Below are 22,022 nucleotides of genomic sequence, written 5' to 3'. Positions count from 1 at the left end.
CCGGGCGGCCGAGTTGAGCCGTGCCATGCCGACCGCAGGAGACCGCAGACGATGACAGCAGCCGGAGCACGGCTATGACGCGTCCGCGACAGTCGTCCGCGGCGCGTGCGTCGGCCGGCCCCAACCCCACCCAGGCATCCACCCGATGAGAACGTCACCGACGTTGTGAAAGGAACTCCTGTGGACTCCTCACTGCCCTATCTCGACCCCGCACTGTCCGTCCCCGAGCGCGTCGCCGACCTGACCGGCCGGATGACGCTGCCCGAGAAGGTCGGCCAGATGCTCCAGTTGAACGCGAAGGACGGGGTCCGGCACCTCATCGAGGACATGCACGTGGGATCCATCCTGCATGCCGCGCCCGACCGCGTACTGGAAGCCGCCGCGCTCACCGAGCGGACCCGGCTGCGGATCCCGCTGCTCGTCGCGGAGGACTGCATCCACGGGCACTCGTTCTGGGAGGGTGCCACGATCTATCCCACCCAGCTCGGCATGGCCGCGACCTGGGACCCGGAGCTCGTGGAGCGCATCGCGCGGGCGACCGCTGTCGAGGTCGCGGCGACCGGCGTCCACTGGACGTTCTCCCCGGTCCTGTGCATCACCCGGGACCTGCGCTGGGGCCGGGTGAGCGAGACGTTCGGCGAGGACCCCTTCCTCATCGGCGAGCTCGCCTCGGCGATGGTGCGCGGGTACCAGGGGGACGGCCTCGACGACCCGACGGCGATCCTGGCGTGCGCCAAGCACTTCGCGGGCTACTCCGAGACCCAGGGCGGCCGGGACGCGAGCGAGGCGGACATCTCGCGCCGCAAGCTCCGTTCGTGGTTCCTGCCCCCGTTCGAGCGGGTCGCCCGGGAGGGCTGCCGGACGTTCATGCTCGGGTACCAGTCCATGGACGGGGTCCCGATCACGGTCAACAACTGGCTGCTGAACGAGGTGTTGCGCGGTGAGTGGGGCTACACCGGGACACTGGTGACCGACTGGGACAACGTCGGCCGCATGGTGTGGGAGCAGCGGGTCTACGCCGACCACGCGCAGGCGGCCGCCGCCGCGGTCCGCGCGGGCAACGACATGGTGATGACGACGCCGGACTTCTTCGACGGTGCGCAGGAGGCGGTCGCCGGGGGCACGCTCGACGAGGCGGAGATCGACGCGGCGGTCCGCCGGATCCTGACGCTCAAGTTCGAGCTGGGCCTGTTCGAGAACCCGCGCCACCCCGACCGCGACCGGCAGGCCGCCGTCATCGGCAGCGCCGGTCACGCCGAGCTGAACCTGGAGGCTGCCCGCCGCTCGCTGGTGCTCCTCACCAACGACGGCACCCTGCCGCTGGCCGGCGGGTTCGAGGCCGGAGCGGACGGCCGCGCGCTCGCGGTCGCCGGTGCCGCGCCGCGCACGGTCGCGGTCATCGGGCCCAACGCCGACGACTCGCAGACCCAGCTCGGCGACTGGGCGGGATCCTCGGGTCAGGCGGACTGGCTGCCGGACGGTCAGCCGCGCGACATGATCCGTACCGTGCTGGACGGGTTCCGGGAGCATGTGCCGGACGGCTGGAGCGTCACCCATGCGCGCGGGGCCGACATCCTCACCGTGGGCCCCGACCCGGAGGGGGCCTTCTTCCCGGACGGGCAGCCCCGGCCGGAGATCGTCGTCCCGGCGGCGCCTTCCGAGGCCCTGATCGCGGAGGCCGTCGCCGCGGCGGAGGCCGCCGACTACGTCGTCGCGGTCGTCGGTGACCGTATCGAACTGGTCGGTGAGGGGTGCTCGACGGCGACCCTGGAACTGATCGGTGGCCAGATCGCGCTGCTCGACGCGCTCGCCGCGACGGGCAAGCCGCTCGTGGTGGTCGTCATCAGTTCCAAGCCGCTCGTGCTGCCGCCCTCCGCGCACAACGCCGCGGCGATCGTGCACGCCTTCAACCCGGGCATGCTCGGCGGCCGGGCCATCGCCGAACTGGCGCTCGGTCTCGTGGAGCCGTCCGGTCGTCTGCCGGTCTCGTTCGCACGCCACTCGGGACAGCAGCCGACGTACTACAACCAGGTGCGCGGCCAGCACGGTTCCCGCTACGCCGACCTGACGCAGAGTCCGGCGTTCGTGTTCGGCGAGGGCCTGAGCTACACGAGCGTCACGTACACGGACCTGGAGGTGCTGACCGAGGTCCTCGGCGCGGACGACACCCTGCGCGCACACGTTCTCGTCAGCAACACCGGCGACCGGCCGGTGCGGGAGACCGTGCAGGTGTACGTGAGCGACACCATCACGTCGGTGACGTGGGCCGAGAAGGAGCTCAAGGCCTACCGTCAGGTGACGCTCGGACCCGGCGAGTCGCGTGAGGTCCTCATCGAACTCCCGGCCGCGGACTGCAGCCTGGTGGACGCCGAAGGCGCCCGGATCGTCGAGCCGGGCGCGTTCGAACTGCTCGTCGGCCCGTCCTCGCGCGACGAGGCACTGCTGCGGGCGGGCTTCACCGTCAAGGGCTGAGACCCGCGCCCGCCGGGCGCCCGGTGAACGACCGGGCGCCCGGTGGCGGGTCGCGCGGGTGCGGTCCTACGGCAGGGGGAGACCGGCGTAGTTCTGCGCGAGCTCTGCCGCGGCGTTCGGCGAGGTGGCGATCCTGTCCAGCTGCGAGATCTGCAGCCGGGTGTCGAATCCGCTCTGTTCCGGGTCGGTGTGGAGTGTGGTGGTCATGAAGTACGAGAAGTGCTCGGCCCGCCACACCCGGCGCAGACATGTGTCGGAGTAGGCGTCCAGCAGATCGGCGGACCCGGTCCGCTGCTGCCGCACCAGGGCACGGGCCAGTACGACGACGTCGGCCGCCGCCAGGTTGAGTCCCTTCGCGCCGGTGGGCGGGACGATGTGGGCGGCGTCGCCCGCGAGGAGGACCCGGCCGTACCGCATGGGTTCGGTGACGGAGCTGCGCATCGGCAGGACGGACCTGGACGTGATGGGGCCGCGTCGCAGCTTCCAGTCGCCCTCGACGGCGAAACGGGCGTCGAGTTCGTCCCAGATCCGTGTCTCCGGCCAGTCGGCGGGGTCGGTTCCGTTGGGCACCTGCAGATAGAGGCGGCTGACCTCCGGTGAACGCATGCTGTGGAGGGCGAACCCGCGCGGGGAGTGGGCGTAGATCAACTCGTCGCAGGAGGGCGGGACATCGGCCAGGATGCCGAGCCATGAGTACGGGTAGACCCGCTCGTGCGTGCGCCGCACGTCGGCGGGGACCGCCGTACGCGTCACCCCGTGGAATCCGTCGCAGCCCACCACGTAGTCGCAGGTGAGCTCGGCGTCGCGGCCCTCGTGCGTGTAGTGGACGGTCGGCCGGTCGGTGTCGGCCCCCTCGACGGCGGTGACCCGGGCGCCGAAGTACAGCGGTGCGCCGTCGGCCAGTTGAAGGGCTATGAGGTCCTTGACGACCTCGGTCTGGGCGTAGACCCACACCCGGCGCCCGTCGGCGAGGGTCGGGAAGTCGATTCGGTGCGCGCGGCCGTCCCAGCGCAGCTCGATGCCGTCGTGTACCAGGCCTTCGGCGTCGAGGCGCCGGGCGGCACCGGCCTCCCGGAGCGCGTCGACGGTGGCCTGTTCGAGGATGCCGGCGCGCTGGCGCTGTTCGACGTACGCGCGGTCGCGGCTCTCCAGGACCACGCAGTCGATGCCCGCGCGGTGCAGCAGACGGGCGAGCAGGAGCCCTGCCGGTCCGCCGCCGATGATCCCGACGGTCGTGTGCATGGACTAGTTCTCCTCTGTGACGTGGGTGATCTCTGCGAGGATGCGGTCCGCCACGGCGAACGCGGCGTTGGCCGCCGGGACCCCGCAGTAGACGGCTGCTTGCAGCAGTACTTCCTGGACGTCCTCGGCGGTGAGGTCGCCGCTGCTCAGCGCGGCCCGCACGTGCATGGCCAGCTCCCCGTGATGGCCGAGGGCCACCAGGGCGGTGAGGGTGAGGCAGCGCCGGGTCCGGTGGTCGAGACCGGGCCGGGTCCACACCTCGCCCCAGGCGTAGCGGGTGATGAAGTCCTGGAAGACCGCGGTGAGGGGCGTGGTCCCGGCCATGGCCCGGTCGACATGCGCGTCGCCCAGGACGGTGCGACGTACGGCCAGCCCGGCGGCGTGCCGGGAGGCGTCGTCGGTGGCGTGCGCGGTGCCGGATGCGGTGCCGGGCGCGAAGTGGTTCAGCAGCGCGGTGCGTACGGGTCCGGGCCGTTCGACGCCGGCCAGGTGCGACGCGCCCGGAAGCTCGATCAGCGTCGAGCCGGGGATGGTGTCGGCCAGTTCGCGGGCGTGGGCGACCGGAGTGGCCGGATCCTCGCGGCCGGCCACGACGAGCGTGGGAGCCGTGATGCCCGCGAGTTCGCCGCGCAGGTCATGGGCGGCAAGGGCCTCGCAGAGCCTGGCGTACGCCTCGGGGTCGACGGCCCGCAGGCCGTCGAGGACCGCACGGGCGGCTGGGCTCCCGGCGAAGTCCGCGGTGAACCAACGGCCCGCCGCGGTCTCCGCGACCGGACCGATACCCTCGGCCCGCACCAGGCGGGCCCGTTCGCGCCACGCCTGCGGTTCGCCGAACCGGGCCGAGGAACACACGAGCGCGAGCGAGGTGATCCGGTCGGGGTGGTGGACGGCCAGCCAGGTGCCCACGGCGCCGCCGAGGGAGATGCCCGCGTACCCGAACCGGCCGACGCCGAGCGCGTCGGCGAGCCGCAGCACTTGGGCGCCGAGCTCCGCGACGCCGCCTCCGGCGGGGAGCAGCGCGGCCGGGCTGCCGCCGTGTCCGGGCAGGTCCCAGCGGACCACCCGATGGCTGCGGGCCAATCCGGCGGCCTGCCCGTCCCAGACGGCGAGCGAAGTACCGAGGGACGGCCCGAGGATGAGCGGCGGGGCGGCGGGCGAACCGTCCACCTGATGGTGCAGGAGGCGCGGGGCGGGGACGCCGGAGGAGTGCGGGGTTGTCATGAGGCTTCCTGGGTCGGCGGGTGCCGGATGGGAGGGTGAGGAGGGCGGGCTGGGGCGGATGTGACAGGCCGCCCGGGAGTGAGCGGGCGGGCGGCGATGTGACGGGCCGCGGGAACAGGGCGGGCGGGGCGCCTTCAGGACAGAGCGTTCGGGCGGCGCAGTGCGCGGTCGACGAGGATGCCGGACGAGCCCGTGTAGCCGGCCGGGTCGGTGAGGGCCCTCAGACGCTCGTCGGACAGGACGTCCGCCAGCGCGAGCTCCTGCCGCAAGGCCTCATGGAGCTCCGTCCCGTCACGGACCGCGCGACCGGCGGCACTGGTCACCGCCGCGCGGGCCTCGGTGCGTCCGATCAGGTCCGAGAGGGCGGCGACGAGTCGTTCGCTGACGATCAGTCCGCAGGTGATGCCGAGGTTCTCGCGCATGCGCCCGGGGTGGACGCGCAGCCCTTCGGCCAGTGCGGCCGCCGCGTCGGCGGCTCCGCCGACGCCGCGCAGGGCCTCACGCAGCGGCTGCCACTCGGCGTGCCAGGCCCCGGGCGGGCGTTCGTCCTCGGCGACGAGGGAGCCGTACAGGATCCCCGCGAGTGCGGGGACCTGGCGGGCGGTCGCGGCGATGAGGACGGCGCGGGCCGGGTTGGCCTTGTGCGGCATCGCGGACGATGACCCGCCGGTCCCCTCGGAGAGCTCGCCGATCTCGGTGCGGGAGAGCAGGAGTACGTCCGCCGCCAGTTTGCCGAGCGCTCCGGAGGCGAAGGCCAGTGCTCCGCCGAGGTCGGCTACCGGGGTGCGCAGGCTGTGCCAGGGCAGTGCGGGTGCGGCCAGTCCGGTCTCGGTGGCGTACGCCTCGACAAGGCGCGCCCCGGTGTCCTGCGTCGCGGCGGAGCCGGAGAAGGACGCATGGGAGGCGGACGCGTCGGAAGGGGGCGCGTCGGGCCGGGGCTCGGGGCTCCCGGAGTGCGCAAAGGCCGAGAAGGCGGCCAACGTTCCTGCCGCACCGCCGAGTTGGGCCGGAAGGGCGGACCGGACGGCCGTGAGCCGGGCCGATGCGTCGAGGATCAGGCTGCGCCAGCCCGCCGCCTTCAGCCCGAAGGTCGTCGGCACGGCGTGCTGGGTGAGGGTGCGGCCCGCCATCGGGGTGTCGCGGTGCTCGGCGGCTGTGCGCGCCAGGGCGGCGGCGGCCCTGTCCAGGTCGGCCAGGATCAGGCGCAGGGCCTCGGACGCCACCAGCATGGTAGCGGTGTCGAGGATGTCCTGGCTGGTCGCTCCACGATGGACATGGGCCGCCGCCTCCGGGGCCTCCTCGGCGACGGCCGCGGTCAGGTCGGCGACCAGCGGGATGACCGGGTTGCCGCCGGAACGGGCCCGTACGGCCAGCGAGCGCGCGTCGAAGCGGGCTGCGCCGGCCGCGGCCGAGGCGATGGCCGCCGCCGCCCCGGCCGGTGCGTGTCCGAGCGAGGCCTGGGCGCGGACGAGCGCCACTTCGGCGGCGAGCAGCGCCCGAACGTACGCGGCATCGCCCGTCGCCTCCTCAACGGCCGTTCCGGCACGAACCGGTGAGAGCAGACCGGTGTCGGCGGGTGCGTCAGCCGAAGTCAAGGAAGACCGTCTCCTCATGCACACCGTCGTACTGCAGACGGATGTCGAAACGGTGGACGCCGGTGTCTTCCGGCGTGGTCAGGAGCGTCGCCCGGCGCTGCTCCGGAAGGCGCGACAGCAGCCGGTCCTCCGCGCGGCCCGCGGCGTCGTGCAGGTAGGCCCGGGTGTGCAGGTGGTGCGTCAGCCCGCGGGCGAAGACGGTGATCGCCACGTACGGGACCCCGCCCGGCGGCACGGTCCGTACGGCGTAGTGCCCGTCGGCGTCCGTCGGCACCCGGCCGAAGCCGGTGAAGGTGAGGCCGTGGCGGCCGATGACCGCTCCGGTGACCGGGTCGCGGCGCAGCGAACCGGGCGCGCCGCGGCGTGAACCGTCGGGGGCGGGCTGCCACACCTCGACGAGCGCGTCGGGCACCGGTGCTCCGGCCCCGTCGAGGACATGGCCGTGCAGGACGACGGCGCCGGGATGACCGACGGGGACCATGTCGCCGCCGCCCGCGAAGGGCAGGGCGTAGCCGTAGAAGGGTCCGACGGTCTGCGACGGGGTGGGTGCGAGCGTTCCCGGGGCGGTGATGGGAGTGGGGCTGGACATCAGCGGCCCTCCTCGATCCAGGTCGCGGACGGGCCGTCGAGGACGATGTCCCAGCGGTAGCCGAGCGACCATTCAGGGATGGACAGGTCATGGTCGTACGCCGCGACGAGACGGCCGCGGGCGTCGTCGTCGGTGACGGACTGGAGGATCGGGTCGTAGGCGAAGAGCGGGTCGCCGGGGAAGTACATCTGGGTGACCAGGCGCTGGGTGAACGCCGATCCGAACAGCGAGAAGTGGATATGGGCGGGGCGCCAGGCGTTGGCGTGGTTGCGCCACGGGTACGCGCCGGGCTTGACGGTGACGAAGGAGTAGGTGCCCTGATCGTCCGTCAGGCAACGTCCCACGCCGGTGAAGTTCGGGTCGAGCGGTGCGGGGTGCTGGTCGCGCAGGTGCGCGTAGCGGCCGGACGCGTTGGCCTGCCATATCTCGACGAGCTGGCCACGCACGGGACGGCCGGACCGGTCGAGGACGCGGCCGGTGACGGTGATCCGCTCGCCCAGGGGTTCTCCCTGGTGGCGGCGGGTGAGGTCGTGGTCGAGGTCGGTGATGTCGGTGACGCCGAAGACGGGGCCGGAGAGCTCGACGTCCTCCGGGTCGGATCCCATGGCTGTCAGCTCGTGGCGCGGGTGGCGCAGGGTGCTGCTGCGGTAGGGGGCGTAGTCCCGGTCGGGGTGCGAGCGGACGGGTGCGCCGGCGGCGATCGACCTGGCGTAGTCGTCGCGCGCGGCGGTGATCTCGGCGCTGATGCGGGCCTGGGTGAGCACGGGGGCCTCAACGGTGCCGGGCCGGATGAGCGAGGAGGGCTCGATGGTGCCGGGCGGTGCGGGTGGGGTGGTCACGGGTGTCGGTCCTGCCTTTGCGGTACGGGGACGGGTGCATGCCGGGCGCAGGTGCGACGGCGCGGCCGCGCGGGAGTCTTCGCGCGGGGTTCCACACCCCGGAGGGCGCGGGAGGGATGGCTCACCGGCCGACTCCTTCGTCGATTCCTTCATCGACTGCTTCGTCGACGCGGACCGGAGCGGCCGTCCGGTCGAGTACGTCGGCGATGCTGACGCCCGGTGCGGTCTCGGTCAGCACCAGTCCGGTGCCGGTCACCTCCAGGACCGCCAGATCGGTGATGATCCGGTGGACGCAGGCCCGGCCGGTGAGGGGGAGCGTGCACTCCTCGACGATCTTCGGGCTGCCGTCCTTGGCGGTATGGGTCATCGTCACGATGACCCGGCGGGCACCGTGCACGAGGTCCATGGCGCCGCCGATTCCGGTCACGAGCTTTCCGGGGACCGCCCAGTTGGCGAGGTCGCCTCGGGCGGAGACCTGCATGGCCCCGAGCACGGCCGTGTCGATGTGGCCGCCGCGGATCATGCCGAAGGAGAGCGCCGAGTCGAAGAACGAGGCTCCCGGCAGGACGGTGACCGTTTCCTTGCCCGCGTTGATCAGGTCGGGATCGACTTCGTCGTCGTACGGGAAGGGGCCGGTGCCCAGGATGCCGTTCTCGGATTCGAGAACGACGTGGACGCCTTCGGGCAGATGGTTGGGGATCAGGGTCGGAAGGCCGATGCCCAGGTTGACGTACTCTCCGTCGCGGAGTTCGGCGGCCGCCCGGGCGGCCATCTCCTGGCGGTTCCAGGCCATCAGCTGCCTTCCTTCCGCGGGTTCGTCCGTGCGGTCACCGTGCGCTGTTCGATCCGCTTGTCGGCGGCCTGCTCCGGAGTCAGTGCCACCACGCGTTGCACGAAGATCCCCGGCAGATGGACATGGTCGGGGTCGATCGCGCCGGGCTCGACCAGTTCCTCGACCTCGGCGATCGTGATCCGGCCGGCCATGGCGGCGAGCGGATTGAAGTTGCGGGCCGCCTTGTTGAAGACGAGGTTCCCGTGCCGGTCCCCCTTGGCCGCCCTGACCAGGGCGAAGTCGGTGCGGATGCTCCGCTCCAGGACGTACGGGGTGCCGTCGAAGTCGCGTACCTCCTTGGCGGGTGAGGCGATCGCGACGCCGCCGTTCCCGTCGTGGCGCCAGGGCATGCCGCCCTCCGCGACGAGGGTGCCGACTCCGGCCGGGGTGTAGAACGCGGGGATGCCGGCGCCGCCGGCCCGCAGCCGTTCGGCGAGGGTGCCCTGGGGGATGAGTTCGAGCTCCAGCTCGCCGGCCAGGTACTGGCGGGCGAACTCCTTGTTGCCGCCGATGTACGAGCCGGTGACCCTGCTGATCCGGCCCGCGGCCAGCAGGACCGCGAGCCCGGAGTCCTGGGCGCCGCAATTGTTGGAGACGACGTGGAGGCCGCCGGTTCCCTTTTCGCGCAGGGCCCCGATGAGTGCGTCGGGTACTCCGCTGAGTCCGAATCCCCCGACCGCGATCGAGGCGCCGTCCGCTACGTCGGCCACGGCTCGTGCGGCGGAGGCGACCATCTTGTCCATCGGACCGCCCATCAGTTGTTCGCATAGTGAAGTTTCTTTCACTATTCTTGGCCCGGAGTCTGCCGCCCGGCCGGGCAGCTGTCAACGGTCCGCGGCCCACCGGCTTCCGGCGGTCCGCCCCTCACCTGCCGGTATTCACTACTGTGTCCCCACGACGCCCGACGGAGAGCCGATGCCACCGACCCACACGCTCCAGCAGACCGAGACGCCGGCGCCGGCCGAGGCGGTCGCCCCGCTGATGCGCGGCATCGCGGTCCTGCGCCGGCTCACGGACGCGGGCGGGACCATGAGCCCGAGCGGTATCGAGCGCGCCACCGGCCTGGCGCGGTCCACCGTCGACCGGATCACGGCGACCCTGGCCCGGATGGACTACGTACGCCTCGACGGGCGGGACGTCACACTCGCCCCGCGGCTCATGGAACTGGGCAACGCCTATCTGGCGGCCCTCCGGCTTCCGTCGCTCCTCGGCGGGCACGCGGACGCGCTGGCGGACGAGCTCGACGAATCGGTGTCCCTCGCGGTCGGCGACGGCGACGGCATCCGTTTCATCCATCAGGCCACCCGTCGGCGCGCCATGTCCCTGAGCTTCCGCATCGGCGACCTGCTTCCCCTGGAACGCACCGCGCCCGGCCCGCTGCTGGCCGCCACCTGGGGCCCGGAGGAATGGGAGTCGTGGCGGACGCGCCGGGACGGGGACCCGCAGGGCCTGGCCTTCCCGGCCGTACCCGCGCGACAGCCGTCGCACGGGCGGGAGTTCGCCAAGGGCTTCGTGGCGCGCGCCGAACGGGCACGCCACCACGGATGGGCCCTGGACGACCAGCTGATCGAACCGGGACTCGTGGCCCTCGCCGTACCGGTGCGCACCCCCGACGGGGACGTGGCCTGTCTCGTCAGCGTCGTGAGCCACACCAGCCGGCACACCGCCGCATCCCTGCACGACACCCTGCTGCCCCGGACACTCGCGGCCGCGGCGGCCATGGAGGACGCGCTCAGGCAGGCACCGCCCGCCGGGGCCCCGGACTCCCCCACCGCACTGGCTTCCTGGACGGGGGCGTCGAAGCAGGAGCTGGGCCGTGAGTTCATCGAGTCCCTCGCGCGCGGCCTGACCGTACTGGCCGCCTTCGGCGAGGGCCGGGAGGCCCTGACCCTGACCGATGTCGCCCGGGCGACCGGCCTGGCCCGGGCGACCGCCCGGCGCGCCCTGATCACCCTGGAGCACCTCGGGTACGTCGCCACGCACGACCGGGCCCACCGCCTCACCCCACGCGTACTGGCCCTCGGCTACCCCCCGTTGTCCCGGGCGACGCTGCCGCAGATCGCGCAGCCCCATCTCGCAGCCCTGACGCACGAGGTCCAGGACTCGGCCTCGCTGGCGGTCCTCGTCGGCGACGACGTCCAGTACACCGCCCGCGTCGCGACCCGCCGCATCATGAACGTCAACATCACCGTGGGAACGCGCTTCCCCGCCCATGCGACCTCCATGGGACGCGTCCTGCTGGCGGCGCTGCCGTCCGCCGAACGCGAGGCCCGTCTCGCCCGGAGCGAGCCACGCGCGCTCACCCCGTTCACAGTCACCCGGCCCGGCCCGCTCGGCAAGGTCCTCGACCGCGTCCGCGACGACGGATACGCGCTGGTCGACGAGGAGTTGGAGGTGGGGCTGCGCTCGGTCTCCGTTCCCCTCCTCGACCGCCGCGGGACGGTCGTGGCGGCGGTCAACGTAGCGATGCACAGCGGCGGCCGCAGCGTGCGGGAGTGCGTCACGGATGTCCTGCCCCGACTGCGCTCGGCCGCCGACCGCATCGAGGCCGACCTGCACATCACCGAGCGGTACGTACAGGTCCCGGCGATGTGACCCCGAAGGACGGGCCGTACCACGAGACGGCCACGTCACCCGCCCTCAGGACCGGGCGCCACGGCCGTCATCGGGACCGGCCGCCGTCAGGAGCGGGCGCCGCGGCCGGGGTGCGGTGAGCCGGGTTCAGGGACATGGCACAGTTCTTTTATTGCGCAACCTCTAAAGTATGCGTATGGATACTGATTGCACGACACGCGAGGAGCACGCGGTGCTCGTCGGGGGGCCCGCCCACGGCCTGCGCCTGCGCGTCACCGACCGGCCGGCGGTCGTACAGGTCACCCGCCCCTGCGAGGTGGAGGCCGCACCGGGTGGTGTCCGGGCCGAGGCCCTGTACGTCTACCGGCTCGGCCTGCCCGCGGGCGACGGCCCGCTGCGCTACGGCTACGACGCGGCGAGCCCGTGACACCATCCGCCGGGACGCCACCCCCCGGCCGGTGCGCCGCCCGTCAGTTCACGGCCACCTGAGCCGCGACCTCGATCAGCAGGGCCTGCCCCGGGTTGAGCGTCGGCATCGGCAGCCCCGCACCGGTCAGCACGGTGCCCGGCATCGGCACCCAGCCGTCGAGTGCCACCGTGCACCAGCCGGGACCGGTGACCTGGTGCAGGCCCGGCAGTCCCGCCTCCGTACGGATCCGGACCCGGTAGGACCGGCCGGGGGTGAGGCCGGGGAGGCGGACGCGGCCCGACTGCCCCGGCACGGAGGCCTCCGTCCGCACCCAGCAGTACAGCGCGGCGCCGGCGTCCGGCGCGACCACGCCGTGCAGTTGTGTCGCCGCGTCGTCGAGGTCCGCCCTGACGACCTGTCCGCCGTGCAGCAGCCCGCGCACCTCCTTGTACAGCGCCGCCCACCGGCTCAGCGCCGCGCGTTGCGCCGGGGTGCGGGCGGTCAGGTCGTCCTCGATGCCCGCGTGCCCGAACAACGCGGTGATCAGCCGGAACGAGTCGTCGGCGACCCGGCCCGTCGTATGGCTGCGCGGACCTCCGACATGGGCGCCGACGAGCTCGGGCGGCAGCAGCTGGGCCGTCCAGCGCTGGATCGACTGGCGCTCCACCGGGTCGTTGCAGTCCGAGGCCCAGACCCGGTCCGTGCGGGCGAGAACGCCGAGGTCGACGCGCCCACCGCCGCTGGAGCAGGACTCGATCTCGAGCGCGGGGTGGCGGGACCTGAGCGCGTCCATCAGCCGGTAAAGGGCCTGCGTCTGGGCGTGCACGCCGGGACGGTCGGCGCCGTGCGCACCGCGCTGCACCGCTTCGTGCAGGTCCCGGTTGTGGTCCCACTTGAGGTAGTCGATGCCGTACTCGGTGACGAGGGTGTCCAGTCGCTCCAGCAGATGGGCGAACGCGCGCTCATGGGCGACGTTCACCACGTACTGGTGGCGGGCGCTCGGCCCCACGCCCGCCGACGGGCCGAGTATCCACTCGGGGTGCTCCCGGGCCATCCGCGAGTCGAGGTTCACCATCTCCGGTTCCACCCAGAGCCCGAACTGCATCCCGTGGGCGTGCACCCGGTCCGCCAGCGGGGTCAGTCCCTCGGGCCACATCTGCGGGTCCACCGTCCAGTCGCCGAGTCCCGCTGTGTCGTCCCGGCGGCCGAGGAACCAGCCGTCGTCCAGGACCAGGCGTTCCACCCCGACGGCGGCGGCCTCGTCGGCCAGCGCCAGGAGCCGTTCGGGGCGGTGGTCGAAATAGACCGCCTCCCAGGTGTTCAGGGTCAGCGGACGCGGCGTGGACGGGTGCCCGGGGCGGGCGCGGATCATCGTGTGGAAGCGGCCGGCCAGTCCGTCCAGGCCCTCCCCCGACCAGGCGAAGAAGCACTCGGGTGCGGTGTACCGGCCGCCCGGGGCCAGCCGGATCTCACCGGGGGCCAGCAGTTCGCCGCCGCCGAGGACTCCCCCGTGCACACCGGCGCCCTCGGGCAGCCGCTCCGCGAGCCAGCGCTGGTTGCCGCTCCATCCCACGTGCAGGGCCCAGACCTCGCCCGTACGGAATCCGAAGCCGGGCACACCGACCGTCAGGAGATGCGGCGCGTCCAGTCCGGGCTTGCCCCGGCGCACCTCGCGGACATGACCGGCGAACGCCAGCCGGCCGCGCTGTGGGGAGCGTTCGCGGCACCACTTGCCGGTGAAGTCCAGGATCTCCTGGGCCCGGTTCGGCAGCGGGAGCAGTGCGGTGGTGGCGGCGAGGTCGTACGGGACGGGGTCGCCGGCGTCGGCCGGGCAGGACAGGCTGGTGCCTACCCCCAGGACGCCGGAGGGGTCGAGCCGGTAGGTGAGAGTGATGTCGAGGGCGGCGTCCGTGTCATGGAGGGAGATGACCAGTTCGCCGGAGCGTTCCTCGGCTCCGGTCATCACGACCCGCGGCGCGGTCGCAGTCCCCGCCCGGTGGCCCTGGTGGGCCGGGGTACCCGACCAGCCGTCGGCCTCGGTGGGCCAGACGGTGAACTGCCGTGGTTCGTCAGGTGCGCTGTTGAGCGTGGCGGCGTCCGCCGTCAGCCCGAGGGCCGCGAGGCCGTCCCCGGTCAGTTCACCGAGGTCTTCGCCCCAGTGCAGGACCCGGGGCAACGGAGCGCGGAGTTCGACGACGAAACTCACCCCGGCCGCGCGCAGATGGGCGATCCGGGTGGCGATGCGAGTCATGGCATGTCCTCTCGAAACCAGTGAGTGGGGACGGGGCTCCGCGTCGGCACCCCCGTGCGACCGGACCCCTGCCGAGGACCGGAATCGCACCGGTCCTACCCCGACGGGCAGTTCACGAACTGCGCCACGACGCACTCCTCGTGGCAGATGCCTCAGGGCGATCCGGCCGATGCCTGCCGCCTTCGCGGGAAGCGCGGCGACTGTAACGATAGTTTCCTTCCGTCGTCAATATATTCAGCACGTCCCGAAGCGCCCCTCTCCACCCCTGGCCACTCCACCGACTCGACCCCACCCCCTTGCTTTCGGCCAGAAGGTAATCTCCACGGGGTGAACCTCTCCCGGCAGCCACCGTCCGCAGCCCTTGTCCTCCAGACCCTGCTGACCCAGGGCCCGTTGACCCGGGCGGAGCTCGGGCGTCGCGCCGGTCTCTCCTCCGGGGCCGTCACCAAGGTCTCGGCGCCACTGCTCGACGACGGCTGGATCACCGAGCTCGGCCCGTCCGGCGACCGGCAGCCCGGACGCCCGGCCACGCTGGTGGGCGTACGGCCGGAGCGGGCCCGGTTCATCGGGATCAAGATCACGCCGGACGAGCTGATCGGCATGCTCGTCGATCTCACGGCCGCCCCCCTGACCACCCACCGGACCCCGCTCCGCTCGCGGGATGTCGGCACGGTCGTCAGGGCCGTCGCCCGACTGGTCCGCACACTCTCCGGACCGGCCGGGAAGGGGAAGGGCGAGTCCGGCCCGGCGGTGCACAGCATCGGTGTGACGGTGTCCGGCGATGTGGACGGCCTGAGCGGCACGGTCCGTTACTCCCCCTTCCTCGACTGGCACGGGGTGCGGCTGGCCGCACTCGTCGAGGAGGCCACCGGCATTCCAGCGGTCATCGACAACGACGTGAGGGCCCTCACCGTCGCCGAGCAGTGGTTCGGCGCCGGGGTCGGGCTGTCCTCGTTCGCCCTGGTCACGGTCGGTGCGGGGGTCGGATGCGGGATGTCCGTCGAGGGCCGGGTGATCTCGGGCGCGTACGGAGTCTCGGGCGAGCTGGGACATCTGCCCGTCGGCAGCGGCGACCGGGTCTGCACCTGCGGCAACACCGGCTGCGTCGAGGCCGTCGCATCGACGCAGGCCATCGTCGACCAGGTTCAGGAGCAGACGGGGGACGCGAATCTGTCCCTCGCCGACGCCGTGCGGCTGGCGCGGGCCGGGGATGCCACCGCGCGCGCCGTCTTCACCCGGGCGGGGCGGGCACTGGGTCTGGGGATCGCCTCGGTGGCCAACCTCATCGGGCCGGAGCGCATCATCATCTCCGGCGAGGGCGTGGCGGCGTACGACCTGTTCGCCGACGAGATCCGCCGGGCCTTCGCCGACCGGGCCTTCGGCGCCGCAGCCAGATGTGAACTCGTGGTGCGGCCACTGCCGTTCGAGACGTGGGCGCGCGGCGGCGCCGCGATGGCGGCGCACCGTCTGTTCGCCCCGCTGCCCGGCCGGTCCGCGGGAGCGACGGGGCACTGACCGCCACCCCCGCGGACCGCCCGTCAGGCGTTGGGGTCGAAGGGGATCCCCGCAGGCATCGCCTTTTGCAGGTGGCCGGCAAAATTTCCGTCCTTGAGACCGAAGACGGCACTGCCGAAGTCGGCCTGCACCAGCTTGTCCCGGATGCCCTCGGGGTAACCGTTCCAGCCGACGAGGTCGGGGAACTGCCACTGGTGGTAGTGGTTCTCCGGCGGCTCGTCGCCGGAGTTCGCGGGCCGGAAGCAGTGCGTACCGATCCCGTCCTTGTGATAGACGGCCTTGGGGTGGGTGCCGTCCCAGCGGATCCGATCGCGGCTGTAGACGCTGAAGCCGCCGTGGGCCGAGGTGGAGACGTACTTCGCCTCGTTGTTCTGCACCCAGACCACGACGTGCTCCCAGTCGTGGCGATGGCCGCCGAGACCACTCCCCGCCACAGCCTGGTCCTTCTCGAAGTAGAGGCCGTAGATGATGGCGCACCAGCCGTTGTTGCACTTGGAGCGCGCGTATCCGTTGGTGTTGTCCAGGTCCCAGGAGTCATGGCAGCCGCCGTTGACGGCGCCGGTGGTCTTCAGCCCGGGGGCGATGGTGCCGTCGGGGCCGATGGCCGGGGTCGGGTAGCAGCCGTCACCGTCGTAGTCGTAGGCCGGCTGGAAGGTCTGTTCCAGTCCGTCCGCGTTCTCGGGCAGGGCACCCGGCACGTCCGCGAAGGCGCTTCCGGGCACGGCCAGGACCAGCATCCCGGCCGCGGCCAGTACGAGTGACGCCTTGCGCATCCGTCGTCTGTTCTTCACAGTTTCCTCCTGGTCGAAGCGAAAACAGTCCGGACCTGTGCGATGTCATGCCCATGTCTATGCGCAAGGAACCTCGCGCCCCTTCCGGGGATGACGGATTTCGAAGCAGTGAAGGCGGGGCCGACTCCCCGGCGGCGAGGGCGGCACGGGTCAGCCCTACGTTCATTCAACTCTGTTTACATGAAGGCGAGTTGAATTGCAGTCACGCACGGGGCGGTGCTCGCCACGCGAGATTCCATGCCACAGAACAAGAAGCCGCACGACCAGGCGGCACACGGACAACAGTCCCGTCCGATCATGTGTCAACCCCTCCCCACGCAACCGCTCCTGGCCGTTCCGGGCCGCCGAGAGGATGTCCCGTCGGGTTGACTTTTTTTCTTGATAGAGGAAATTAACTCTCCTACGTTTCCGGCCATGTCATCGACCAGCCTGTCGGGACGTTCCGGCGCCAACGCCGGCTGCCTCTCTGGTGCTCACCACGGCCCTGTCCCAAGGGCCGCTCTCCCGGGTGCAGGTCGCCCGCAGGACCGGGTTGTCCTCGGCCGCCGTGACCAGGGCCGTGCGGCCGTTGATGGAGACCGGGTACGTCGTCGAGGACGTCGACGGCGGCACGGCTCCCGCGGTCGGCCGGCCGGCCAATCCGGAGCGGGTCAACGGGGGGCGTGCCCTCTTCATCGGCGTCAAGGTGACCGCGGACGAGGTCATCGCGGTTCTGGCGGACCTGTGCTGCCGGGTCAGGGTGGCCCGTCATGCGCCGCTGCCGGACCGGACACCGGACGCGGTGATCTCCACGATCGCCACGCTCACCCGCGAACTGCTCACCGAGGCGCAGCGGTTCGGCGTCGGAGTGCGCGGCCTGGCCGTCGCGGTCTCCGGCGATGTGGACCGGGCGGCGGGGGTGGTCCGCTACTCGCCGTTCCTCGGCCGGCGAGACGTCGCACTGGCCGCGCTCGCGGAGACGGCGACCGGCCTGCCGGCCACGGTGGACAACGATGTCCGGGCGCTGACCGTGGCGGAGCAGTGGTTCGGCGCGGGAGTCGGGCGGTCCGGATTCGCGCCCTCTCCGACTGCGACGAGTGCTCCGGCGGCAAGAAGGTCGGCAACCTCTACGGGGGCGGCTCCCTGCGCTTCGAGAACGTCGAGGCCGCGCAGGCCGGAACGTACTACGTCAATGTGGCCTACACGTCCGGTGACGAACGGTCCGTAGAAGTATCGGCCAACGGGAAACCGGCCACGACCAGGCTCTTCCCGTCCAGCGGGGACTGGGGCGCGGCGGAGACCATCAGCGTCCCGGTCACGCTCAGGGCCGGCCGCAACACCATCACGTTCGACAGTGGTGCGCCCCGGCGGCTCGGTCACCCTGCGGAAGTTCTGACTCCACGCCCGAGAGGCTGTCGGGTGACTGTCCGATCGGAGGTCTCCCGACAGCCTCTGCGATACGCGCGCCAAGGCCGATCGAGGAACGCGGACGGGCCAACTCCTCTTCGGTGAAGCCGACTTCGCGCAGCTGCCGACTGCGCTCTCGCGAGTGCGGCGCGAGCCCGTCCCGCCGACGTACGCGACCGGCGGCCGCAGTGCCGTCTCCAGCAGCGGGACGTCGGCTTCGCGTCGTGGGTGAGTACGCACAGCACGGTTCGTGCGTCGGTCACGACGGCGAAGTCCCGGCCCTCCTGGAACCAGCGGCGCAGGCCGTCCGCCCCGTCAAGCGCCCGGGGATCTCCCCGCCGCCGACCGCCGGGCCTCCTCCGCCGCACGCAGGACACGGTCGGGACGGATCGGCAGCTCCCGGTGACGCACTCCGGTCGCGTGCCACACCGCGTTGGCGATCGCGGCGGCGACGCCCACGACGCCGATCTCACCGATGCCCTTGATCCCGACGGGGTCGCCGGGAATGTGGTCGTCCACCCAGTCCGCCTCGATGACCGGCACGTCGGCGTTGGCGGCGAAGTGATAGCCGGCGAGATCGGCGCCGACGAGGCCGCCGGAGGCCTGGTCCCTGATCGCCTCCTCGTGCAGGGCCATGGACAACCCCCAGGTCATTCCGCCGATGAACTGGCTGCGGGCGGTCAGCGGGTTGACGATGGTGCCTGCGGCGTAGATGCCGAGCAGTCTGCGTACCCGCACCTCACCGGTGGTCACATCCACCGCGGCCTCCGCGAACTGCGCCCCGAAGGAGTGGCGTTCCATCTCCGGGAGGGCGCCGATGGCGTCGGCGGTGTTCGACCTGGCCGTGATTCCCTCCGGCGGGATGCCTCCGCCCAGGGCCAGCCGCTCCCGCAGTTCACCCGCGGCCAGCTTTACCGCCCAGGCCCAGGAGCGCGTGCCCATCGAGCCGCCGGCGATCATCGCCGGGCCCAGATCGCTGTCCCCGACACGCATCCGGATGCGGTCCGGTTCCACCTCCAGCACGTCCGCGGCGACCAGCGCCATCGCGGTCCTGGCACCGGTCCCGATGTCCGCCGCGTTGATCCGCACGGTGAAGGTTCCGTCCGGCTCCGCGGTCACGGCGGCGGTGGACGGGCCGACGCCTGAGGGGTAGGTGGCCGCGGCCGTTCCGGTCCCGAGCAGCCAGCGCCCCTCCCTGCGCACGCCGGGGCGCGGGTCCCGGTCCGCCCAGCCGAACCTGCGGGCGCCCTCCTCGAAGCAGGCGAGCACATTGCGGCTGCTGAACGGCAGCCCCGACACGGGGCCCACCGCGGGTTCGTTGCGGACGCGCAGCGCGATCGGGTCCACGCCGCACTTCTCGGCCAGTTCGTCGAGCGCCGATTCGACGGCGAAGGATCCCGGCGCTTCCCCCGGTGCACGCATCCAGGTCGGGGTCGGCACGTCGAGCCGCACCAGTTCGTGAAGGGTGTGATGCGCGTCGGCGTCGTACATGACGCGCCCCAGCACGGCGCTCGCCTCGACGAACTCGACCACGGTCGACGTCAGGCTCTGTGACCGGTGTTCGAACGCGCGGAGCCGGCCGTCGGCGTCGGCGGCGAGCCTGATCCGTTGCGCCGTGGGGCTGCGGAATCCGACGAGCGGGAACATCTGGCGTCGTGTCAGTACGACGCGTACAGGTCGCTGGAGAACGGTCGCGGCCATCACGGCCGCCACCTGATGGGGGTTCAGGCCCTTGGATCCGAAGGCCCCGCCTACATGCTCGGACCGCACCCGAACGGAGGACGGGTCGAGGGAGAAGAGCTGTGCGAGTTCGGCAGCCACCCAGCTGCTTCCCTGGTTGGAGTCGACGATGTCGAGGCGGCCTTCGTCCCAGCGGGCCGTCGCCGCATGGGGCTCCATCGAATTGTGGTGCTCCTCCGGGGTGGTGTACTCCTCGTCCACGACGAAGGCGGCGGTTTCGAGTTCGGCCTCGACGTCCCCCTTCGCTGTCTCGGCCTCGACCAGCGGGGTGTCCTGCGGTGTGTACGCACCGGGGTGCCCGGCGAAGAACGCCACGTCGTGCGGTTCCTCGTCGTAGTGGACGACCAGTGCCTCGGCCGCCTCCCGGGCCTGCTCGGACGTCTCGGCCACGACCAGCGCCACCGGCCAGCCCACGAAGGGCACCCGGTCGTTCTGGAAGAGCCCGACGACCGGGTTGGGCCGTCCCAGCATGCCGATGTAGTCGGTGTCGACACGCGGCGCGTTCCCGTGGTGCAGAACGGCGAGGACTCCGGGCATGGCCAGAACGGCCGCGTCGTCCACCGGGCGGACACGGCCGCGGGCCACCGTCGAGAGCACCAGCCAGCCGTGGGCGAGTTCCGCGAAGGGGATCTCACCGGCGTAGCGGGCCGCTCCGGTGACCTTGTCGAGGCCCTCCACCCGGGTGCGGCCGGAGCCGACGACCCCGGTGAATGTCGCGTTGTCGGTCTTCGTGGTCATCGGGCGGCCTCCTCGGCGAGTTCGGTCAGTACGCTCACGACGAGGTTGCGCATCAACGTCACCTTGTATCCGTTCTCCGGGAGCGCCTCGGCGGCTGCCAGTTCGGCGTCCGCCGCCGCGGCGAACGCCTCGGTGTCCGCCGGTCCGCCGGTCAGTGCCCGCTCGGCCGCCCTGGCCCGCCACGGCCGGGACGCGACCGCCCCGAACGCGAGGCGCACTTCGCGTACGGCTCCGTCCTGGACGTCGAGCGCGGCGGCGATCGAGCCGATCGCGAAGGCGTACGAGGCGCGCTCGCGCACCTTCCGGAACCGGGAGTGCGCGGCGACCGCGGCCGACGGCAGCGTGACTCCGGTGATCAGGGCGCCGGGCGGCAGAGCGGTCTCGATGTGCGGGGTTTCGCCCACCGGCCGGTAGAACTCGGCGATCGGCAACTCGCCCGGCCCGTCGGCCGTTTCGTACGAGACGACCGCGTCGAAGGCCGCGAGCGCGACGGCCATGTCCGAGGGGTGGGTCGCCACGCAGTGTTCGGAGGCGCCGAGGATCGCGTGGTTGTGGTGCTCGCCCGCGATGGCGGGGCAACCGCTGTCGGGGACACGCTTGTTGCACGGCTGGGCGAGGTCGCTGAAGTAGCCGCAGCGGGTGCGCTGGAGCAGATTCCCGCCGACCGTGGCCATGTTGCGCAGTTGCCCGGAGGCGCCGGCCAACAGCGCCTGTGCCAGGGCCGGGTAGTGACGCCGCACCTCGGTGTGGGCGGCGAGATCGCTGTTGGTGACGGTCGCGCCGATACGCAGGCCGCCGTCCGGTGTGAACTCAATCGTGTTCAGGGGCAGTTCCTGGACGTCGATGAGAAGCGTGGGCCGTTCCACGCCGGCCTTCATCAGGTCGACGAGGTTGGTGCCGCCGCCGAGGAAGCGGGCGTCCGGGCCCGTGCCGAGCAGTGCGACCGCTCCGGGGACGTCGAAGACCCGCTCGTAGCCGAATTCCCTCATGCCGCCGACTCCTTGTCCTCGGACATGGTGGCCGCCGGCATGGAGGCCTCCGGCATCAAGATCTCGGACGTGGTGACCTCGGCCGCTCGCGCGACCGCCTTCACGATCGACACATAGGCGCCGCAGCGGCACAGGTTGCCGCTCATCCGCTCGCGGATCTCCTCGGCCGTGAGTGCGGGAACCCCCGCTTCCGGCCGGACGTCATCGGTCACGGCGCTCGGCCAGCCCGCCGCGTGTTCCTCGATCACCGCGAGCGCCGAACAGATCTGCCCCGGTGTGCAGTAGCCGCACTGATATCCGTCGAGGTCGATAAAGGCCTGCTGGACCGGGTGCAGCCGATCGCCGTCGGCCACACCTTCGATGGTGGTGATCGCACGCCCCTCGGCCGCGACCGCGAGTTGCAGACAGGCCACGGCCCTGCGCCCGTCGAGCAGGACCGTACAGGCACCGCACTGGCCCTGGTCACAGCCCTTCTTCGTGCCGGTCAGATCGAGACGCTCACGCAGTGCGTCGAGCAGGGTGGTGCGGTGGTCGACGGGCAGCATGTACTTTTCGCCATTGATGTTCAGGGTGATGGCACTGGACGTCGATGGGGCCATGATCAGCCTTCCTTCGCATTACTGATGCGCGTCGAACGAGACGATCCCGGCGGACGGCCCGGGAGGGAGAGAGGCGATACGGGTTGATGGCGCAGGTGAGGACGGTGTACCACCCGGCCGCAAAGACTGGTTCTGCCGCTAAGGTAAGACTAAGCGGACAGCTGTCCACCATCGATCAAACGTAGTGGACAGCTGTCCGCTTATCAAGGCCGACCACGGCCGTGCGTCCGGAAGGAGGAC

Annotated in this window: 17 protein-coding genes and 2 pseudogenes; 6 read left to right on the top strand and 13 right to left on the bottom strand. The window is 71.9% G+C overall.

The genetic code is table 11. The features are described 5' to 3' along the window. The first annotated feature begins 180 nt into the window (after nt 1-180). A complete protein-coding gene (locus FHX80_RS33580; RefSeq protein ID WP_145768254.1) occupies nt 181-2,472 on the top strand; it encodes an exo-beta-d-1,3/1,6-glucosidase in 2,292 nt (763 codons plus the stop codon). 66 nt (nt 2,473-2,538) lie between these two features. On the opposite strand, the gene FHX80_RS33575 is transcribed toward FHX80_RS33580, so the two are convergent. The 7 genes from FHX80_RS33575 to FHX80_RS33545 form a co-directional block, all read right to left on the bottom strand. Further along, nucleotides 2,539-3,714 (bottom strand): 4-hydroxybenzoate 3-monooxygenase, encoded by a 1,176-nt coding sequence (locus FHX80_RS33575; RefSeq protein WP_145768253.1) that lies wholly within the window; start codon nt 3,712-3,714, stop codon nt 2,539-2,541. 3 nt (nt 3,715-3,717) lie between these two features. Beyond that, complete coding sequence (pcaDC, locus tag FHX80_RS33570; protein ID WP_145768252.1) at nt 3,718-4,935, bottom strand: bifunctional 3-oxoadipate enol-lactonase/4-carboxymuconolactone decarboxylase PcaDC; 1,218 nt, start codon at nt 4,933-4,935, stop codon at nt 3,718-3,720. Nucleotides 4,936-5,069: 134 nt separating this feature from the next. Beyond that, nucleotides 5,070-6,548, bottom strand: a complete 1,479-nt coding sequence (locus tag FHX80_RS33565; RefSeq protein WP_145768251.1) for a lyase family protein — start codon at nt 6,546-6,548, stop codon at nt 5,070-5,072. Beyond that, the gene (gene pcaG / locus FHX80_RS33560; protein WP_145768250.1) at nt 6,517-7,119 is read right to left on the bottom strand and encodes a protocatechuate 3,4-dioxygenase subunit alpha; all 603 of its coding nucleotides are present in this window, start codon (nt 7,117-7,119) and stop codon (nt 6,517-6,519) included. The genes FHX80_RS33565 and pcaG overlap by 32 nt, the downstream gene beginning before the upstream one ends. Next, complete coding sequence (gene pcaH, locus FHX80_RS33555; RefSeq protein WP_411977471.1) at nt 7,119-7,958, bottom strand: protocatechuate 3,4-dioxygenase subunit beta; 840 nt, start codon at nt 7,956-7,958, stop codon at nt 7,119-7,121. Before pcaH ends, pcaG begins: the two co-directional genes overlap by 1 nt. Nucleotides 7,959-8,079: 121 nt before the next feature. Beyond that, nucleotides 8,080-8,751, bottom strand: a complete 672-nt coding sequence (locus tag FHX80_RS33550) for a CoA transferase subunit B (protein ID WP_145768248.1) — start codon at nt 8,749-8,751, stop codon at nt 8,080-8,082. Then, nucleotides 8,751-9,533 (bottom strand): CoA transferase subunit A, encoded by a 783-nt coding sequence (locus FHX80_RS33545; protein WP_145768399.1) that lies wholly within the window; start codon nt 9,531-9,533, stop codon nt 8,751-8,753. Before FHX80_RS33545 ends, FHX80_RS33550 begins: the two co-directional genes overlap by 1 nt. 172 nt (nt 9,534-9,705) lie before the next feature. Between FHX80_RS33545 and FHX80_RS33540 the strand changes: the two genes are divergently transcribed. Both FHX80_RS33540 and FHX80_RS33535 read left to right on the top strand, forming a co-directional pair. Beyond that, nucleotides 9,706-11,385, top strand: a complete 1,680-nt coding sequence (locus FHX80_RS33540) for an IclR family transcriptional regulator domain-containing protein (RefSeq protein WP_145768247.1) — start codon at nt 9,706-9,708, stop codon at nt 11,383-11,385. Between the two features lie 175 nt (nt 11,386-11,560). Further along, nucleotides 11,561-11,791 carry a hypothetical protein gene (locus tag FHX80_RS33535; RefSeq protein ID WP_145768246.1) on the top strand — a complete coding sequence of 77 codons (231 nt, stop codon included), beginning with the start codon at nt 11,561-11,563 and terminating at the stop codon, nt 11,789-11,791. Nucleotides 11,792-11,834: 43 nt separating this feature from the next. Here the strand turns inward: FHX80_RS33535 and FHX80_RS33530 are convergent, their stop codons facing one another. Then, nucleotides 11,835-14,024, bottom strand: coding sequence for an alpha-galactosidase (locus tag FHX80_RS33530; protein WP_145768245.1), 2,190 nt, complete (start codon nt 14,022-14,024; stop codon nt 11,835-11,837). A gap of 327 nt (nt 14,025-14,351) precedes the next feature. Here FHX80_RS33530 and FHX80_RS33525 point away from each other — a divergent pair, with 327 nt between their 5' ends. Beyond that, nucleotides 14,352-15,539: an ROK family transcriptional regulator gene (locus FHX80_RS33525; protein WP_145768244.1), complete on the top strand. Its 1,188-nt coding sequence runs from the start codon at nt 14,352-14,354 to the stop codon at nt 15,537-15,539. Between the two features lie 23 nt (nt 15,540-15,562). On the opposite strand, the gene FHX80_RS33520 is transcribed toward FHX80_RS33525, so the two are convergent. Further along, the gene (locus FHX80_RS33520) at nt 15,563-16,312 is read right to left on the bottom strand and encodes an NPP1 family protein (RefSeq protein WP_425281720.1); all 750 of its coding nucleotides are present in this window, start codon (nt 16,310-16,312) and stop codon (nt 15,563-15,565) included. A 484-nt stretch (nt 16,313-16,796) separates the two neighbouring features. Here FHX80_RS33520 and FHX80_RS33515 point away from each other — a divergent pair. Beyond that, nucleotides 16,797-17,387 (top strand): annotated as a pseudogene (locus FHX80_RS33515) (ROK family transcriptional regulator); the annotation flags it as partial. Beyond that, nucleotides 17,351-17,821, top strand: a complete 471-nt coding sequence (locus FHX80_RS33510; RefSeq protein WP_145768242.1) for a carbohydrate-binding protein — start codon at nt 17,351-17,353, stop codon at nt 17,819-17,821. The pseudogene FHX80_RS33515 and the gene FHX80_RS33510, both read left to right, overlap by 37 nt. Here the strand turns inward: FHX80_RS33510 and FHX80_RS36270 are convergent. From FHX80_RS36270 to FHX80_RS33490, 4 genes and pseudogenes are all read right to left on the bottom strand, one after another. Further along, a pseudogene (locus FHX80_RS36270) lies at nt 17,760-17,973 on the bottom strand (XdhC family protein); the annotation flags it as partial. The gene FHX80_RS33510 and the pseudogene FHX80_RS36270 sit on opposite strands and share 62 nt — an antisense overlap. A gap of 58 nt (nt 17,974-18,031) precedes the next feature. Then, nucleotides 18,032-20,194 carry a xanthine dehydrogenase family protein molybdopterin-binding subunit gene (locus FHX80_RS33500; protein ID WP_145768241.1) on the bottom strand — a complete coding sequence of 721 codons (2,163 nt, stop codon included), beginning with the start codon at nt 20,192-20,194 and terminating at the stop codon, nt 18,032-18,034. Further along, nucleotides 20,191-21,183, bottom strand: a complete 993-nt coding sequence (locus FHX80_RS33495) for an FAD binding domain-containing protein (RefSeq protein ID WP_145768240.1) — start codon at nt 21,181-21,183, stop codon at nt 20,191-20,193. The genes FHX80_RS33500 and FHX80_RS33495 overlap by 4 nt, the downstream gene beginning before the upstream one ends. Next, on the bottom strand, nt 21,180-21,782 hold the full coding sequence (locus FHX80_RS33490) for a (2Fe-2S)-binding protein (protein WP_244318764.1): 603 nt from the start codon (nt 21,780-21,782) through the stop codon (nt 21,180-21,182). The genes FHX80_RS33495 and FHX80_RS33490 overlap by 4 nt, the downstream gene beginning before the upstream one ends. Between the last annotated feature and the right edge of the window lie 240 nt (nt 21,783-22,022).

It is taken from the genome of Streptomyces brevispora, assembly GCF_007829885.1.
In the GTDB taxonomy this organism is placed as follows: Bacteria; Actinomycetota; Actinomycetes; order Streptomycetales; family Streptomycetaceae; genus Streptomyces; species Streptomyces brevispora.
The sequence above is the reverse complement of the archived record's forward strand: the minus strand, read 5'-3'. Positions and strand labels throughout refer to the sequence as shown.

Excerpts from the sequence above, each read along its gene's own strand:
- FHX80_RS33490 (WP_244318764.1), bottom strand. The coding sequence starts at position 21,782 with ATGGCCCCATCGACGTCCAGTGCCATCACCCTGAACATCAATGGCGAA.
- FHX80_RS33540 (WP_145768247.1), top strand. The coding sequence starts at position 9,706 with ATGCCACCGACCCACACGCTCCAGCAGACCGAGACGCCGGCGCCGGCC.
- FHX80_RS33545 (WP_145768399.1), bottom strand. The coding sequence starts at position 9,533 with ATGGACAAGATGGTCGCCTCCGCCGCACGAGCCGTGGCCGACGTAGCG.
- FHX80_RS33535 (WP_145768246.1), top strand. The coding sequence starts at position 11,561 with ATGGATACTGATTGCACGACACGCGAGGAGCACGCGGTGCTCGTCGGG.
- FHX80_RS33550 (WP_145768248.1), bottom strand. The coding sequence starts at position 8,751 with ATGGCCTGGAACCGCCAGGAGATGGCCGCCCGGGCGGCCGCCGAACTC.
- pcaG (WP_145768250.1), bottom strand. The coding sequence starts at position 7,119 with ATGTCCAGCCCCACTCCCATCACCGCCCCGGGAACGCTCGCACCCACC.
- pcaDC (WP_145768252.1), bottom strand. The coding sequence starts at position 4,935 with ATGACAACCCCGCACTCCTCCGGCGTCCCCGCCCCGCGCCTCCTGCAC.
- FHX80_RS33565 (WP_145768251.1), bottom strand. The coding sequence starts at position 6,548 with ATGAGGAGACGGTCTTCCTTGACTTCGGCTGACGCACCCGCCGACACC.
- FHX80_RS33530 (WP_145768245.1), bottom strand. The coding sequence starts at position 14,024 with ATGACTCGCATCGCCACCCGGATCGCCCATCTGCGCGCGGCCGGGGTG.
- FHX80_RS33575 (WP_145768253.1), bottom strand. The coding sequence starts at position 3,714 with ATGCACACGACCGTCGGGATCATCGGCGGCGGACCGGCAGGGCTCCTG.
- FHX80_RS33500 (WP_145768241.1), bottom strand. The coding sequence starts at position 20,194 with ATGACCACGAAGACCGACAACGCGACATTCACCGGGGTCGTCGGCTCC.
- FHX80_RS33495 (WP_145768240.1), bottom strand. The coding sequence starts at position 21,183 with ATGAGGGAATTCGGCTACGAGCGGGTCTTCGACGTCCCCGGAGCGGTC.
- FHX80_RS33520 (WP_425281720.1), bottom strand. The coding sequence starts at position 16,312 with ATGCGCAAGGCGTCACTCGTACTGGCCGCGGCCGGGATGCTGGTCCTG.